2 protein-coding genes are annotated in these 17,794 nt (G+C 72.6%); both read right to left on the bottom strand.

Annotated features, from left to right (window positions below; all coding sequences use genetic code 11):
- Positions 1 to 5 precede the first annotated feature (5 nt).
- Positions 6 to 9,992: an amino acid adenylation domain-containing protein gene (locus tag ACE4Q9_RS33790; RefSeq protein WP_397988428.1), complete on the bottom strand. Its 9,987-nt coding sequence runs from the start codon at positions 9,990 to 9,992 to the stop codon at positions 6 to 8.
- Complete coding sequence (locus ACE4Q9_RS33785) at positions 9,989 to 17,779, bottom strand: amino acid adenylation domain-containing protein (protein WP_397988426.1); 7,791 nt, start codon at positions 17,777 to 17,779, stop codon at positions 9,989 to 9,991. Before ACE4Q9_RS33785 ends, ACE4Q9_RS33790 begins: the two co-directional genes overlap by 4 nt.
- Between the last annotated feature and the right edge of the window lie 15 nt (positions 17,780 to 17,794).

Below are 17,794 nucleotides of genomic sequence, written 5' to 3'. Positions count from 1 at the left end.
GGTCGTTACTCCTCTACGATCATCTTGCGCAAACCGGGACGGCGAGGTGCGGCCGCCGATTCCTCCGACCACGCGGCGAGCGCGGCCGGCGTCGGCAAGTCGAAGATCTTTCGGACAGGTATTTCGATGCCCATCTCGGCACGTGCTCGGCTGATCAGCCGGGTGGCCAGGAGCGAGTGACCGCCGAAGGCGAAGAAGTCGTCGTCGATGCCGACCCGGCCGAGACCGAGCACTTCCGCGAACAGCGCGCAGAAGTTCTCCTCGCGCTCGTTGCGCGGCGCCCGGCCGGTCGACACCTGCGCGTAGTCGGGCGGCGGCAGCACCCGTCGGTTGAGCTTGCCGTTGGGTGTGAGCGGGATCTCGGACAGGGGGACGACCGTGGCCGGGACCATGTACTCGGGCAGCCGTCCGCGCAGGTATGCGGGGAGTTCGGCGAGGAGCGGGCCGATGGTCCGGGAGAGTCCGGGGTTGTTGGCCCGGGTCCGGCCGGCCACGCCGCTGGGCACGAACGCCCCGGTGACGGCGCGTTCCCCGGACAGCAGTACCGCGTCGAAGGCGTGGACGGCCTCGCCCGAGGGGGTGAGGACCGCCGCCCTGCCGTGCCGTCGCGCCCAGAGCAGCAACTCCTCCGGGTCGACCGGCCGGCCGGACGGGGCGGCCGGGCTCGGCACGCCCGCCGTGGCGGCGGCCGCGGCCTCCTCGGTCAGCCGGGCGTTGGGTATCCCGGTCACCCGCACCGGGTCGTCGCCGGCGCGGTCGAGGCGGTGGGCGAGGCCCGCGAGGTCGGGGATCTCCCGGCCCCAGGGCAGCCCTGGCACTGCGGTCAGGTCGAGCAGGCCCGCAGCTTCCTTGTGCAGGACGACCTCGTAGCGGTGCCGGGTCAGCTCGTTGTGCGCCGTCCCGGGCTTCAGCCGGATGTCCACGCCGAGCGACCGGCTTTGCGCCCACTCGGTGAACCACTCGGGCGCGATGACCAGTTCGCGCTCGGCGAGCAGCGCCTTCTCCACCAGCGTCCGCAACTCCTCCGGCGAGGCGTGCGGCTGGGCCGTGCGCTGGACCGCCGTCAGCAGCAGCCGCAGCGTGGTGGCGTTGCGGACGTCACCGACGATCAGCCGCCCGCCGGGCGCCACCAGCTCCAAAGCCTGGTCCAGCACCCGGTCCAGGTAGTCGACGCCGGGGAAGTACTGGATGACCGAGTTGATCACCACGACGTCGAACGCGCCCCTGGGCAGTCCGGAGACGTCGTCGGCGGGCTGCGCACTCAGGTGCACACGATCGCCGAAGCCGTTCTGCTCGGCCTGGGCGCGGACCCGGTCCACGACGGGGGCGGACAGGTCGGTGCCCCAGAACTCCTCGACCTGGCCGACGATCTTCGCCATCAGCAGACCGGAACCGACACCGATCTCCAGCACCCGCCGGGGCGCGGACTCCAGCACCAGCGCCACCGCCGTGTCCCGCCACTCCCGCATCTGCTCCAGCGGGATCGGGACGCCGTCGTAGGTGGACCGCCACAGCTGGAAGTCCTCGCCCCAGGCCTGGTCCCTGGACTCCGTGTAGCTGTCGTCGTAGACCTGCTGCCATTCGTCCACCTGGGCATCGGCCTCGGCGAGCGCGGCGTCCGGCTCGGGGACGACATAGCCGATGACGCGCTTGTCGTCCTCCTGGTCCTCGCGTACGACGACCACGGCCTGCGCGACGCCCGGATGCGAGGCCAGCACGTTCTCGATCTCGCCCAGCTCGATGCGGAAACCGCGCACCTTGACCTGGAAGTCGGTGCGCCCGATGTACTCGAGCCGGCCGTCCCGGCCCCACCGCACCAGGTCACCCGTGCGGTACATCCGCGCCCCGGACGCACCGAACGGGCACGCCACGAACCGCTCCGACGTCAGACCAGGACGACCCTGATAGCCACGGGCCAGACCATCACCCGCGATGTACAGCTCACCCTGCACCCCCCGCGGGACCGGACGCAGCCGCGAATCCAGCACGAACACCTGCGTGTTGCCGATCGGCGAACCGATCGGCGGGGCGTCCGTTCCGGGCTCGATGGCCGCGCTCGTCGACCAGATCGTGGTCTCGGTCGGGCCGTACATGTTGAGCACTTCGGCGGCCTGGTCGGCGAGTGTCCCGGCCAGTTGCGCGGGCAGCGCCTCGCCGCCGACCAGGATCCGCAGATCCTTCGCGCCGTTCGGCTCGTCCATGAGCAGCATCTGCCAGAAGGCGGGGGTGGCCTGTACGACGGTGACCTCATGTCGGCGCAGTGCCGCCATGACGGCCGAGGGCTGGGCGATGGTGTCCTTGCCCGCGAGCACCACGGCCGCGCCGGAGATCAGTGGCAGGTACAGCTCCAGCCCCGCGATGTCGAACGACACCGTGGTCACCGCCAGCCACCGGTCCGACGGCGACAACGGCACCCGACGCCCCATCGTCGCAAGGAAGTTCGCCAGCGCACCGTGCGGCACCGCCACACCCTTCGGCCGGCCCGTCGAACCCGACGTATAGATCACGTACGCCGTGCTCTGCGACCGTACGACCACGCCCGGAGCCGACTCCGGGAACCCGGCCAGCTCCGCGCCGGCCAGCGTCTCGGCGTCCAGGACCAGCACCGGCGCCGCGTCCTCCAGGATGTAGTCGATCCGCGACCGCGGATGATCCGGATCGATCGGCACATACGCACCGCCCGCCTTCTGCACCGCCAGCAACGCGACGATCAGCTCCACCGACCGCGGCAGACACACCGCAACCAACGACTCCTGCCGCACCCCACGCCCGATCAGCCAGTGCGCCAGCCGGTTGGCCCGCGCCTCCAGCTCCCCGAACGTCAGCGACTCACCCTCACCGATCACCGCCAGAGCGTCCGGAGCCGACCGCGCCCACCGGGCCACCGCCTCCAGCAGACCCGGCTCCAGTGTCGGCTCCACCGTGTCGTTCGCCGTACCCAGCAGCCACCGCCGCTCGTCCGCACCGAGCACGTCGAGGTCACCGACGCGCACGCCCGGATCGGCGACGACCTGCTCCAGGATGCGCACGAACCGGGCGACGATGTCGGCGGCCGTGTCCGCGTCCAGGAGGTCCTGCTGGTACTGGAGGGCGAACTGCACCTCCGGCTCGGAGGCGGCGGCCAGGGTGACCGGGTAGTGCGACCCGGCGAACGGCCGTAGCCCGGTGATGGCCACACCGGCCTCCGAGTTGGCCTCGACGATGGCCTCGCGGTCGACCGGGAAGGACTCGAACAGCACCAGGGTGTCGAAGAGGGTGCTCAGCCCGGTGGCCTGCTGGATCTCCACCAGGCTGTGGTGGTGGTGATCCAGCAGCGCGACCTGCCGGCTCTGGAGTTCGGCGAGCAGTTCGGCGAAGGTGCTCCGCCATGCGCAGCGCACCCGCACCGGGATGGTGTTGATGAACAGGCCGACCATGTCGTCGGCGTCGATGAAGGCCGCCGGACGGCCGGCGACGGTGGCGCCGAACACGATGTCGGACCGCCCGGTGAGGTTGGCGAGCATCACGCCCCAGGCGCCCTGCACCAGCGTGTTCACCGTGACGCCGAGTTCCGCGGCCCGGTGCAGCAGGCCGTTCATGTCCTCGATCGCCACGTCGAGGTTTCCGACGCCGCCGGAGTCGTGCCGTGCGGTGGCGCGCGGCACGAGCAGGGTGGGCTCCTCCACCCCTTCGAGCTCGGCCGCCCAGGCGCGGGCGGACTCCTCGTGGTCGTGCCGGGCGCGCCAGGTCAGGAACTCGCCGAAGTCACGGGCCGGGGGCATCCCGGACGCGTCACCGTCGGCCGCGTACAGCAGCAGCAGGTCCCGCATCAGCAGCGGCGTGGACCAGCCGTCGAACAGCACGTGATGGGCGGTCAGCACCAGTTCGGCCCGGTCCGGTTCGAGGACGACCAGCGCCAGCCGGATCAGCGGCGGAGTGCCCACGTCGAAGTGGGTGGCCCGGTCCTCGACGAGGAAGCGCTCGAACGTCTCGACCCGCTCCGCCTCGGCGAGCCCGGTCAGGTCCAGGTGCTGCCACGGCAGCGCCACCGTCTCGGGCACCACCGACACCACGTCGCCGTCCGCCGAGTTGACGAAGGCCGCGCGGAGGTTGGTGTAGCGCCCGAGCAGCGCCTGCCCGGCCCGGTGCATGCGCTCCGGGTCGGTCTCGCCCGCGAGGTGGAACACCAGCTGCATGTGGTAGACGTCGAACTCGGCCCCGGCCAGCATCGCGTGGAACAGCAGTCCGGACTGGGCCGGGGTCACCGGCCAGACCTCGGTCAGGCGGCCGAACCGGTCCTGCCAGGCATCGATCTCGTCCTGGCCCACCGCGACCAGCGGTGCGTCGGACGGGGTGAGCCCGCCGGCGTCGGCGGACGCGGCGTGCCGGGCCAGCCCGGTCAGCGCCTCGATCCACAGCCCGGCCAGTTCGGTCACCTCGTCATGGAAGAGCACACCGGTGGGGAAGCCGAAGTCGGCGGCCAGCCGGTCGCCCTCCGGGGTGGCGGTGACCACCGCGTCGATCTCCAGCGCGGCCTGCGCCGGCCGGTGCAGGTCCGGCCCGGCGAGCAGGTCCCGGTGGGCCGCGTCCGGCTCCCAGCCCAGGCCGCGCAGGTCCGCGGGGAGTTCCGCGGACGCGGACCCGCCGTGATAGGTGAACCCGATCCGCGGTTCCCGGTCGCCGGTGAATTCGCGGGCACTCTCCGGGTCGAGGTAGCGCAGCAGGCCGTAGCCGGTGCCGTGGTCGGGCACCGCCCGCAGCTGCTCCTTGACGGTCTTGAGCGCACGGCCGGCGGCCCCGCCGCCGGCGAACGCGTCCGCCACGTCGATGCCGGCCAGGTCGAGACGGGCCGGGAAGACCGTGGTGAGCGGGCCGATCGTCCGGGACAGGTCGGCGCCGGGCACCAGGTGTTCGTCCCGGTCCTGCCCTTCGAGCCGGACCAGCGCGGACGACGCCGGCAGGCCGCGCAGTTCGCGCCAGCGCATCAGCGCCAGCGCCAGTCCGGTGAGCAGCCCGTCCTCGGCACCGGCGCGGAACACCGCGGGCAACAGGTTCAGCAGGGTGTCCGCGACCTCGGCCGGCACCTGGACCCGTACCGAGTCCACGGTGGCGCCCTCGCCCGCGCGGTCCGCCTCGCGGGCGCCGAGCGGGGACTCGTCGGTGCGCAACTCCCGCTGCCACCAGGGTATTTCGGCCTTGCGTCGCGGGTCGGCGGCCTCGTCGGCCAGGGCGTGCGCCCACCGGCGGAACGAGGTGCCCACCCGCGGCAGCACCGGGGTCTGGCCCGCGCGCGCCTGCTGCCAGGCGCGGACCAGGTCCGGGACCAGGATCCGCCAGGACACCCGGTCCATGACCAGGCGGTGTACGACGATCAGCAGCCGGTCCTCGCCGGTGTCGGAGGTGAGCCGGACGAACTGCGCCACGACGCCTGCGGCCGGGTCCAGTCGGAGGGCCGCGGCGTCGGCTTCGGCGGCCACGCGGTCACCGTCGGCGGCGGTGCAGCGGATCTCCCGCAGCAGCGTTCCGGCGTCCACCGTGCCGGACGGCTCGATCCGCAGACCCGGCTGCGCCAGGTCGAGCCGGGCGCGCAGCGCGTCGTGCTGGTCCAGCACGGCCCGCACCGCGGCGAGCAGTTCGGCGCGGTCGGTGCCCGCGGGCAGGGTGAGCACCATGGAGGTGGAGTGCGCGTCGCCGCCGCCGTCGAGGGCGAGGGTGCCCGCGGCCGTCGGCGGGAGCGGGGCCCAGCCGGTGCCGCCGCCCGGCAGTTCGGCCAGGGCCGAGCTCTCCTCGTCCCGTGCGTCGAGCAGTTCGGCGAGCCGGGCGACCGTGCGGTACTCGAAGATCTCCCGCACGCTGACCTCTTCGCCGCGGGTCTTGGCGCGGGCGACGACCTGGATGGAGCGGATGCTGTCCCCGCCGAGCGCGAAGTAGTCGTCGTCGACACCGACCGCGGCGAGGCCGAGCACCTCGGCGAACAGCTCGCAGAACAGCCGCTCGCGCTCGTTGCGCGGCGCCCGGCCGGTCGACACCTGCGCGTAGTCGGGCGGCGGCAGCATCCGCCGGTTGAGCTTGCCGTTCGGGGTCAGCGGGATCTGCGAGAGCGGTACGACGGCAGTGGGCACCATGTACTCGGGCAGCCGCCCGCGCAGGTGCTCGGGCAGCGCGGCGAGCAGCGGACCGATCGCCTTGGCCAGGCCGGGGTTGTTCGCCCGGATCCGGCCGCCCGCACCGCTGGCCACGAACGCGCCGGTGACGCACTGCCCGGCCCGCTGCCGGGGCAGCAGCACCAGGTCGAAGCAGCGCGGGTCCTCGCCGGACCAGGTGGTCACCGCTTCCCAGCCGTGTTCCAGCGCCAGTCGGCGCAGTTCCTCGGGGTCGGCCGGTCGGGCGGCCAGGGACACCGGGTCGAGGACCTGAGCCGTGACGGCGAGGCCGGCCTCCTCGGCCAGGCGGGCGTTGGGTATCCCGCGCACCCGTGTGGGGCCCGCCCGGTCCACGTGCCGGCCCAGTTCGACGAGGTCGGACACCTGTCCGCTCCACGGCACCGTGGGGACCGCGGTCAGGTCGAGCGGGTCGGCGGGTTCCTTGTGCAGGACGACCTCGTAGCGGTGCCGGGTCAGCTCGTTGTGCGCGGTCCCGGTCTTCAGCCGGATGTCCACGCCGAGGGGCCGGCCTTGCGCCCACTCGGTGAACCACTCGGGGGCCACGACCAGTTCGCGCTCGGCGAGCAGCGCCTTCTCCACCAGCGTCCGCAGTTCGTCGTAGGACGCGTGCGGCTGGGCGGCCCGCTGCATCGCGGTGAGCAGCAGCCGCAGCGTGGTGGCGTTGCGAACGTCACCGACGATGAGCCGGCCGCCGGGCGCCACCAGTTCAAGGGCCTGGTCCAGCACCCGGTCCAGGTAGTCGACGCCGGGGAAGTACTGGATGACCGAGTTGATCACCACGACGTCGAACGCGGCCTTGGGCAGTCCGGAGACGTCGTCGGCGGGCTGGGCACTCAGGTGCACCCGGTCGCCGTACCCCGCCGCCTCGGCCTGGGCGCGGACCCGGTCCACGACGGGGGCGGACAGGTCGGTGCCCCAGAACTCCTCGACCTCGCCGACGATCTTCGCCATCAGCAGACCGGAACCGACACCGATCTCCAGCACCCGCCGGGGCGCGGACTCCAGCACCTGCGTCACCGCGGCGTCCTGCCACTCCCGCATCTGCTCCAGCGGGATCGGCTCACCGTCGTACGAGGACTTCCACAGGTCGAAGTCGTCGCCCAGCGCCTCGTCCTCGGACGCGAGGTAGCTGTCGTCGTAGACCTGGCGCCACTCGTCCACCTGGGCCTCGGTGTCCGTGAGCGCGGCGTCCGGCTCGGGCACGACGTAGCCGACGATGCGCTTGTCGTCCTCCTGGTCCTCGCGTACGACGACCACGGCCTGCGCGACGCCCGGATGCGAGGCCAGTACGTTCTCGATCTCGCCCAGTTCGATGCGGAAGCCGCGGACCTTGACCTGGAAGTCGGTGCGCCCGATGTACTCGAGCCGGCCGTCCCGGCCCCACCGCACCAGGTCACCGGTGCGGTACATCCGCGCACCAGCCGGTCCGAAGGGGCAGGCCACGAACCGCTCCGACGTCAGACCGGAACGACCCTGATAGCCACGGGCCAGACCATCACCCGCGATGTACAGCTCACCGTGCACCCCGCGCGGGACCGGACGCAGCCGCGAATCCAGCACGAACACCTGCGTGTTGCCGATCGGCGAACCGATCGCCACGCTCGTACCGGCCTCGACGGGCGCCATGGTCGACCAGATGGTCGTCTCGGTCGGGCCGTACATGTTGAGCACTTCGGCGGCCTGGTCGGCCAGCGTCTCGGCCAGCCGGGCCGGCAGGGCCTCGCCGCCGACCAGGATCCGCAGGCCCTTCGCGGCGTTCGGCTCGTGCATGAGCAGCATCTGCCAGAAGGCGGGGGTGGCCTGTACGACGGTGACCTCGTGCCGGCGCATGGCCGCCGCTACGGCCGACGGGTCGGTGACGGTGTCCTTGTCCGCGAGCACCACGGCCGCGCCGGAGATCAGCGGCAGGTACAGCTCCAGCCCCGCGATGTCGAACGACACCGTGGTCACCGCCAGCCACCGGTCCGACGGCGACAACGGCACCCGACGCCCCATCGTCGCAAGGAAGTTCGCCAGCGCGCCGTGCGGCACCGCCACACCCTTCGGCCGGCCCGTCGAACCCGACGTATAGATCACGTACGCCGTGCTCTGCGACCGTACGACCACGCCCGGAGCCGACTCCGGGAGCGCGGAGACCTCCGCGCCGGCCAGCGTCTCGGCGTCCAGGACCAGCACCGGCGCCGCGTCCTCCAGGATGTAGTCGATCCGCGACCGCGGATGATCCGGATCGATCGGCACATACGCACCGCCCGCCTTCTGCACCGCCAGCAACGCGACGATCAGCTCCACCGACCGCGGCAGACACACCGCAACCAACGACTCCTGCCGCACCCCACGCCCGATCAGCCAGTGCGCCAGCCGGTTGGCCCGCGCCTCCAGCTCCCCGAACGTCAGCGACTCGTCGCCGCACACCACGGCGGTCGCCGCCGGAGCGGTCTCGGCGTGCCGGGCGACCGCCGCCACGACGTCCGCGCCCCGGACCGGCTCGGCCGTGTCGTTCGCCGTACCCAGCAGCCACCGCCGCTCGTCCGCGCCGAGCACGTCGACGTCCCCGAGGCGTACGTCCGGATCGGCGACGACCTGCTCCAGGATGCGCACGAACCGGGCGACGATGCTGACGGCCGTGGCGTGGTCGAAGAGTTCCAACGCGTACTCGAGGCGGCCGTGCGCGCGCCCGGTGGCGTCCGGGACGATGTTGAAGAACAGGTCGAACTTCGCGGTATCGGTGCCCACCGGGACGGGGGTGACCCGCAGCCCCGGCATCCGCAGCTCCGACCAGACGAACTGCCAGGCCAGCATGACCTGGAACAGCGGCTGGTACGAGGTGGAGCGATCCGGGTTGAGCAGTTCCACCAGCCACTCGAACGGCACGTCCTGGTTGTCGTACGCGGCGAGGGCCTTGTCCCGTGTGTGCTCCACGAGCCGGCCGAACGACGGGTTGCGCGACAGGTCGGCGCGCAGCACCCAGGTGTTGACGAAGAACCCGACCAGTTCGGCCAGGGCCTCGTCGGTGCGTCCCTCGATCGGGCTGCCGACCGTGAGGTCCTCGCCGCCGCCCAGCTTGTTCAGCAGCACCGCGAGCGCGGCCTGGGCGACCATCGGGACCGTGGCGCCGCGGTCGGCGGCCAGTTTGCCGAGCCCGGCGACCAGGTCGGGCTGGAGGAGGAACTCGACGTGACCGCCTTCGTGGCCGGCCACGGTGGGGCGCGGCCGGTCCAGCGGAAGCTGCACCGGCTGCGGCACCCCGGCCAGCTCCTCACGCCAGTAGGCGAGCTGGGAGGCCGCGACGCTGTCCGGGTCGCCCTCCTCGCCGAGCAGCTGCCGCTGCCACAGCGTGTAGTCCTTGTACTGCACCGGGAGCGGCTCCCACCGCGGCGCGTCGCCGCTGTGGCGGGCCGAGTACGCCGACACCAGGTCCCGGACGAACGGGCCCATCGAGGAGCCGTCCGCCGCGATGTGGTGGAACACGAACACCAGCAGGTGCTCCTGCCGCGAGAACCGGAACACCGTGGCCCGCAGCGGCAGTTCGGTGTCCAGTTCGAAGCCCTGGCCGAGCGCCTCGCGCAGGGCGGCGTCCACCTCGTCCGGGGCGACGTCGACCACGCGGAACGGGATGGCGGCCTCCTGCGGGGGCAGCACGCGCTGCTCCGGTGTGCCGTCCGCGTTCTCGGCGACCAGGGTGCGCAGGGTCTCGTGCCGGGTGGCGACGTCTCCCACGGCCGCGGCCAGGGCCGCCGTGTCGAGCGGCCCTTCCAGGCGCATCACGAACGGGATGTTGTAGGTGGCGGTCGGGCCCTCCAGTCGGTGGAGGAACCACAGCCGGCGCTGGGCGAAGGACAGGGGGATCATCGACGCGTCTCCTCAACGTTCATCTGGCCCAGCCGGGGACGCAGCCGGGGGCGGTTCGACGGGGCCTGCTCCTCGATCCGGGCCGCCAGCTGGGCGACGGTCGGATTGCGGAACACGGTCGTGACCTTCACGTCGGCGTTCAGCTCGTTGCGGATGCGGCCGACCAGCCGGGTGGCCAGCAGCGAATGCCCGCCGTGGGTGAAGAAGCCGACGTCGATGCCGACCTCCGGCAGGTCGAGCAGGTCCGCGAACAGCCGGCAGAGGACTTCCTCGGTGTGATTGCGCGGTCCTCGTCCGGTGCCGGCCTCGGTGCCGTGGTCCGGCGCGGGCAGGGCCTTGCGGTCGAGCTTGCCGCTCGGTGTCGTGGGCAGTGCGGCGAGCGGCATGATCGCCGAGGGCACCATGTACTCCGGCAGGTGCTCCCGGACCTGGTCCGTCAGGGCCGTGAGGTCCAGCTCGGCGTCCGTCTTCCCCTTGACCGGCACCACGTACGCGACCAGCCGCTGGTCGCCGGGGCGGTCCTCGCGCACCACGGCCACGGCGCCGTCGACGTCCGGGTGCGCGGCCAGTGCCTGCTCGATCTCGCCGAGTTCGATGCGGAACCCGCGGACCTTGACCTGGAAGTCGGCCCGCCCGATGTACTCGACCTGGCCGTTCTGGTTCCACCGCACGACGTCGCCGGTGCGGTACATCCGGGTGCCGGGCGCACCGTAGGGGCAGGCGACGAACCGGTTCGCGGTCAACCCCGGCTGTCCCAGGTAGCCCCGCGCGAGCCCGGTGCCGGCGAGGTACAGCTCACCGGTGACGCCGGGCGCGACCGGGCGCAGGGCCGCGTCCAGGACGTACACCTGGGTGTTCCAGATCGGTGCGCCGATCGGCACCCGGTCCGCGCCCGGCACGTGCTGATAGGCCGTGACCTCGACCGATGCCTCGGTGGGCCCGTAGAGGTTGTGCACCTGGCAGTTCGGCAGCACCTCGACCGCCTTGTTGGCGAGCGCCGGCGGGAACGCCTCGCCCGCGACCTCGATCCAGCGCAGCCCGGTGCACTCCTTGGCGGCGGGCTCGTCGAGGAACGCCTCCAGCAGGGAGGGCACGAAGTCCGCGCCGGTGACCCGCTCCCGGCGGATCAGCTCGGCCAGGTAGGCGGGGTCGCGGCGGCCGTCGGGGCGGGCGATGACAATGGCGGCGCCGACCTGGAGCGGCGCGAACAGCTCCGGCACCGACACGTCGAAGCTCGCCGTCGTGCTCAGCAATACCCGGTCCTCGGCCCCGACGCCGAAGTGCGCCAGACCCCACGCCAGCCGGTTCATGATCGACCGGTGTCCCACCAGTACGCCCTTGGGGCCGCCGGTGGAACCCGAGGTGTAGATGACGTACGCGGCGCTGTCCGGGGACAGCTGACGCTCCGGGTTCGTCTCCGGGTACCCGGACACGTCGGGGAGCGTCTCGTCGAGCACCAGCAGCGGCTGCGCGCTGTCCAGCACGTGCCGTACCCGGTCCTCGGGCAGCTCCGGGTCCACCGGCACATAGGCCGCGCCGGCCTTGACGACGGCGTAGATCGCCACCAGCAGGTCGACGGAGCGGGGGATCCTGACCGCGATCAGCTGCTCGGGGCCCGCGCCCCGTTCGAGCAGCCAGTGCGCCAGCCGGTTGGCCCGCCGGTTGAACTCGCCGTAGGTCAGCGTCTGCTGCTCGCCGATCAGGGCGACACGGTCGGGGTCGCGGTCCACCTGGGCCTCGAACGCGGCCGGCAGCGTGTGCGCGGCCACCGGGTGCGCGGTGTCGTTGACCTGCCGCACCAACCAGTCGCGTTCCCGCGCCGCCAGCACCTCGACCGCACCGACCGGTGTGTGCGGGTCGGCGAGTATCTGCTCCAGCACCCGCACGAGCCGGGCGGCGATCACTTCGGCGTCGGCACGCTCGTACAGGTTCTTCTGGTAGTCGAGGGAGAGCCGCAGATACGGGTCGGAGGAGTTGAGGGTGAGCGGGTAGTGCGAGCCGGCGAACGGCCGGATGGCGTCGATCGCGAAGCCCGCGTCGGTGTTGGCATCGACCATTCCCGCGCGGTCGATCGGGTAGTTCTCGAAGACGACGATCGTGTCGAACAGGGCGGGCAGCCCGACGCTGCGCTGAATGTCGGCCAGCCCGTAGTAGTGGTGGTCGAGGAGCGCGGTCTGCCGCCGCTGGAGTTCGGTGATCACGGCGGAGACGCTGTCGTTCGGCCGGCACAGTGCTCTGATCGGCAGGGTGTTGATGAACAGGCCGACCATCTCGTCCGATCCGGTCAGCTCGGCGGGGCGGCCGTTGACAGCGGCGCCGAACACCACGTCCTGCTGCCCCGTCAGCTTCGCGAGCAGGATCGCCCAGGCGCCTTGCAGGAGCGTGTTGAGGGTGACCCCGAGTTCCGCGGCGCGGCGGGAGAGTTCGCGCCCCTGGTCGATCGACCACGGCACCTCGATCCGGCCGAGGGAGGACGCCTCCTCCTTGACCGGCGGGTTCGGGGCCACCAGGGTCGGCTGCTCGAATCCCTCGAGCTCGGCGGCCCACCGGGCGGCCGACGCCTTACGGTCCTGTGCGGTCAGCCAGGCCAGGTAGTCGCCGTAGCCGCGGACCGGGGCGAGTTCCCGGGTCCCGGCGTACAGCCGGATCAGGTCCGTGATGACCAGCGGTGAGGACCAGCCGTCGAACAGGGTGTGGTGCGCCGTGATGATGAGCTTCGCCCGCTGCGGCCCGCAGGTGAGCAGGGCCAGGCGGAACAGCGGCGGCCGGGTGGGGTCGAGCTGGTCGGCCCGGTCGTCGGCCAGCGCGGTGTCGAGCGCTGCGTCCTGCTCGGCCTCGCTGCGGCCGGTCAGGTCCAGGTGCCGCCAGGGCAGGGCGACGTGTTCCGCCACGACCTGGACGGGGTCGCCGTCGGCCGAGGCGAGGAACGCGGAGCGCAGGTTCGGGTACCGCTCCAGCAGTGCCTGTCCGGCCGCCCGCATGCGCTCCGGGTCCACATGGCCGGACAGGTGCAGCACGAACTGCATGTGGTAGACGTCGAAAGTGCCGTCGGCGAGCGCGGCCTGGAACTGGATGCCGGACTGCCCCGGCGCCTGCGGCCACACCTCGGCCAGCCGGCCGTAGCGCTGCTCCCAGGTCTCGATCTCGTCCTGCCGCACCGTGACCAGCGGGGCGTCCGAGGGCGTGAGCCCGCCGATCTGCGGGCCCGTGGCGTAGGCGGCCATGCCGTGCAGCACCTCGACCCACAGCCCGGCGAGTTCGGCGGCCCGCTCGCGGGTCAGCAGCCCCGTGGCGAACATGAGGGCGGCCTGGAGCCGGGTGCCGTCGGGGGTGTCCGTGGCGACCGAGTTGACCTCCAGCGCGGACAGCGCGGGCAGGTCCGGGTCGGGCAGCGCGATCAGCTCGGCGGACCAGTTCGTGGGCCCCCACCCGTCGGCGCGCAGGTGCTCGGGTATGTCGGTGCCGGAGATCCGGCCGAGGTAGTTGAACCCGATCTGGGGCACCGGAAGGTCGGCGAGCTGTTCGGCGGTCTCGGGGTTGAGCCAGCGCAGCAGCGCGTACCCCATGCCCTTGTCCGGGACGCCGCGCAGCTGCTCCTTGACCCGCTTGACCGCCTGGCCGGCCGCGGGGCCGCCCGCGAGCACGTCGGCCAGGTCCACGCCCCGTACGTCGACGCGGGCCGGGTACATGCTGGTGAACCAGCCGACGGTCCGGGAGAGGTCGGCGCCGGGGACGATGTCCTCCTCACGGCCGTGTCCCTCCAGCCGGACCAGGGTCGAGCGGTCACCGCCCCACCGGTTCACGGCGAGGGCGAGGGCGGCGAGCAGGACGTCCGTCCCGGTGCCTTTGAACGCGGCGGGGAGCGTGGTCAGCACCGCCTCGGTGACGTCGGCGGGCAGCTCGACGCGCACGGTGTCGACGGTGGACCACACGTCCGTCTTCGGGTCGAAGGCGCGCGTGCCCAGGGGCGGGTCGGACGCCTCCAGCAGGTCCCGCCAGTACGTCAGCTCCGCCTCCCGCTCAGGCGACAGCGCCTCGTCCGCCAGGGCCGCGGCCCAGCGGCGGGCCGAGGTGCCGACCGCGGGCAGCTCGGGCGTCCGGCCCGCGCGGACCTGCTGCCAGGCCTCGGCGAAGTCCGACATCAGGATCCGCCAGGACACTCCGTCCACCACCAAGTGGTGGAGGACGACCAGCAGCCTGCCCGCGCCGGAGCCGGCGGCGAACCAGACGAAGTCGGCCACCGTCCCGGCTTCCGGGTCGAGCCGCCCGAGCGACGCCTCCAACTCCGCCTGCGCCGCCCGGAGCGACGCCGGCTCGTCCCAGCGGCCGTCGCAGTCGACCCGGTGGATGAGGTCCGCGGCCCGTACGGCGCCCTTTTCCCGTACGACGAGGGAGAGCTCGCCCTCCCGCACCAGCCGGGCGCGCAGCAGGTCGTGCCGGTCGAGTACGGCGTCGAGCGTGGCGGCGAGTCCGTCCGTGTCGATGCCCGCGGGCAGCTCCAGCACCATCGACATGGCGAACCGGTCGATGCCGCCGCCGTGTTCGAAGACCTGCCGGGCCACCGGCTGGAGCGGCATCGGGCCGATGCCGCCGCGCTCGTCCTCGGCGAGGACCGGCGCCTGGTCGCGGCGGTCGGCGGCCGCCTCGGCCAGCCGCGCCGCGGTGCGGCACTCGAAGATCTCACGGGTGGTGAGAGTCAGGCCGAGGGCCCGCACCCGCGCCACCACCTGGATGGAGCGCAGGCTGTCGCCGCCCACCGCGAAGAAGTCGTCGTCTATGCCGACCCGTTCCACGCCGAGCACGTCCGCGTAGGCGGCGGTGATGATCTTCTCGGTCTCGGTGCGCGGCTCGCGGTAGCTCTCGCCCAGGAACTCCGGTTCGGGCAGCGCCTTGCGGTCCAGCTTGCCGGTCGGTCCGAGCGGCAGCCGGCCGAGGACCACGAAGGCCGCGGGCACCATGTAGTCGGGCAGCCGGGCCGCGACGAACTTGCGGAGTTCGGCGGCGGAGGCGCCGGACTGCACGTCCACGTCGCCGATGCCGCCGGCGCCGTCGTCACCGACGGCTCCTTCGCCGGTGTGCACCACGTAGGCGACGAGCCGCCGTCCGCCCGAGGGCACCTCGCGGCTGATCACCACGGCCTCGCTGATGCCGGGGTGGCGGGTGATCGCCGCTTCGACCTCCGCCGTCTCGATGCGGAAGCCGCGCACCTTCACCTGGCCGTCGGCGCGGCCGACGCACTCCAGCTGACCGTGCGCGTTCCAGCGGGCCAGATCGCCCGTGCGGTACATCCGGTCGCCGGCGGGGCCGAACGGGTTCGGCACATAGCGCTCGGCGGTCAGGTCGGGGCGGTCGTGGTAGCCGCGGCCCAGGCAGGTGCCGGCCACGTACAGCTCGCCGATCACGCCCCGCGGCGCCGGGGCGAGTGACGGGCCGAGCACGTAGGCGCGCATGTTGCCCAGCGGGGTGCCGATGGGCGCGACCTCGCTCTCCGGCCACTCCTGCCCGGCGCCGAGGGAGAACGTGGTGGCGTAGAAACTCTCGCTCTGGCCGTAGGAGTTGACGATCTGCGCGCCGGGCAGCGCCTCGCGCACCTGCCGTACCAGCCGGGCCGGGAGCACGTCGCCCGCGAAGACGACCGTGCGGATGCCGGTGGTCTTGTCCAGGTGGCCGACGAGTTCGCCGAGCACCGAGGGAACGCCGCTGAGCACCTGGCCGTGCCAGCCGTCGCGTTCGGCGAGGGCCAGCGCGTTGGGCACCACCTCGGCGGTGCCACCGGTGGACAGGGTGGTCAGCAGCTCGAAGACGGAGACGTCGAAGTTCACCGAGGTGCCGGCCAGCATGCGCCAGCCGGGCGGGGCGTCGAGGACGCGCACCAGCTCCCGCACGCCGTTGACGATGTTGCGGTGGGTGATCGCCGCGCCCTTCGGCTTGCCCGTGGAGCCGGAGGTGTACATCACGTACGCCAGGTTGTCCGGGGCCAGCGGCGCGGTACGGTCCGCGTCGCCCGGAGCCCCGCGCGGGGTGTCCCAGTCCGCGCGGTGGTCGAGGTTGACGCACGACATGTCGTTGGCCGGCAGCTCCCGCGAGGTCGCGGTGTCGGTGACCGCGAACCGCGGGCGTGCCTCGGACAGCACGCTCTCGGCGCGTCCGGCGAGGTACTGCGGGTCCACCGGCAGGTATCCGGCGCCGGACTTGAGGATGCCGAGCAGGCCGGCCACCAGGTCCTCGGTGCGGGGCAGCGCCAGCACCACCAGGTCCTCCGGTCCGGCACCGCGCCGGATCAGCTCCCAGGCGACGGCGTTCGCCCGGTCGCCGAGCTCCCGGTACGTCACCGTCCGGTCGTCGCACACGAGCGCCGGGGCGTCCGGGCTACGGGTGACCTGGAGTTCGAACAGCTCCGGAACCGTCAGTTCGGGCCCGGCCGCCGCGGTGTCGTCGAACCCGGCGACCAGCTGCTCCCGCTCGGCGGTGTCGAGCACGTCGACGGTGCCGATCGCGTGGTCTGCGTCGGCGACGAGCCGGCCGAGCACCCGGACGAAGCGCTGCGCGATGCTCTCGGCCGTGGTCCGGTCGAAGAGGCTGGTGGCGTACTCCAGACGGCACTGCGCGCCGCCCGAGTTGTCCGGGAGCAGGTCGAAGAACAGGTCGAACTTGGCGGTCCCGGTCTCCAGGCGCTCGGTGCGGACGCCGAGTCCGGGGAGTTCCAGGTCCGGCACCGGCGGCTGCCAGGAGAGCATGACCTGGAAGAACGGGTTGTAGGCGGTGGAGCGGTCGGGGTTGAGCAGCTCCACGAGCCGCTCGAAGGGCATGTCCTGGTTCTCGTACGCGGCCAGGGAGCGGTCCCGCACCTGGCGGAGCAGCCGGCGGAAGCTCGGGTTGCCGGCGAGGTCGACGCGGAGCACCCAGGTGTTGACGAAGAAGCCGACGAGGTCGCGCAGTTCCTCGTCGGTGCGGTCCGTGATCGGCGCGCCGATGGACACGTCGTCACCGCAGCCGAGGTGGTGGAGCAGTACCGCGAGCGCCGCGTGCATGACCATCGACACCGTCGTGTCCTGGTCCGCGGCCAGCTTCTCCACGGCGCCGAGGAGTCCGGGCTCGAGGGAGAACCTGACCCGGTCCCCGTCGGGGCTCATCACCCGCGGGCGCGGGCGGTCCGTGGGCAGGTCCAGCGGCTGCGGCAGGTCGGCCAGCGCCTCGCGCCAGTAGGCCAGTTGCCGGGCCGACAGGCTCTCGGGGTCGGACTCGTCGCCGAGCACGTCCCGCTGCCACAGGGTGTAGTCCGCGTACTGCACCGGCAGCGGCTCCCACGGCGGGGCGCCGCCCTCACGGCGGGCCGCGTAGGCCGTGGTGAGGTCGCGGAACAGCGGCCCGAAGGACTCGCCGTCCACGGCGATGTGGTGGGCCACGACGACCAGGGTGTGGTCGGCTGGTCCGCAGCGCACCAGCCGGGCGCGGATCGGCGCGTCGGCGGCCAGGTCGAAGGTCCGGGTGGCCACCTCGTCGACGGCGGCGGCCCGGTCCTGCTCCGCGACCTCCACGACGGGCAGCTCGAACGGCTGCTCCCCGGCGGCGAGTACCCGCTGGTGCGGCACGCCGGCGTCGTCCTCGACGATCACCGTCCGCAGCACCTCGTGGCGGTCGATGACATCGCGGAGCGCCGCTCCCAGCGCTTCCGCGTCCAGCTCACCGGTCAGCCGCAAGGCGAACGCACCGTTGTAGGTCGGCGAAGGGCCTTCGAACCGGTCCACGAACCACAGCCGACGCTGCGCGAACGACAACGGGATCATTGAGTCTCCAAAATC

Origin of the sequence: Streptomyces sp. AM6-12, from assembly GCF_044327085.1 — a bacterium.
Classification (GTDB): Bacteria; Actinomycetota; Actinomycetes; order Streptomycetales; family Streptomycetaceae; genus Streptomyces.
This window is presented reverse-complemented; position numbering and strand designations above follow the sequence as displayed.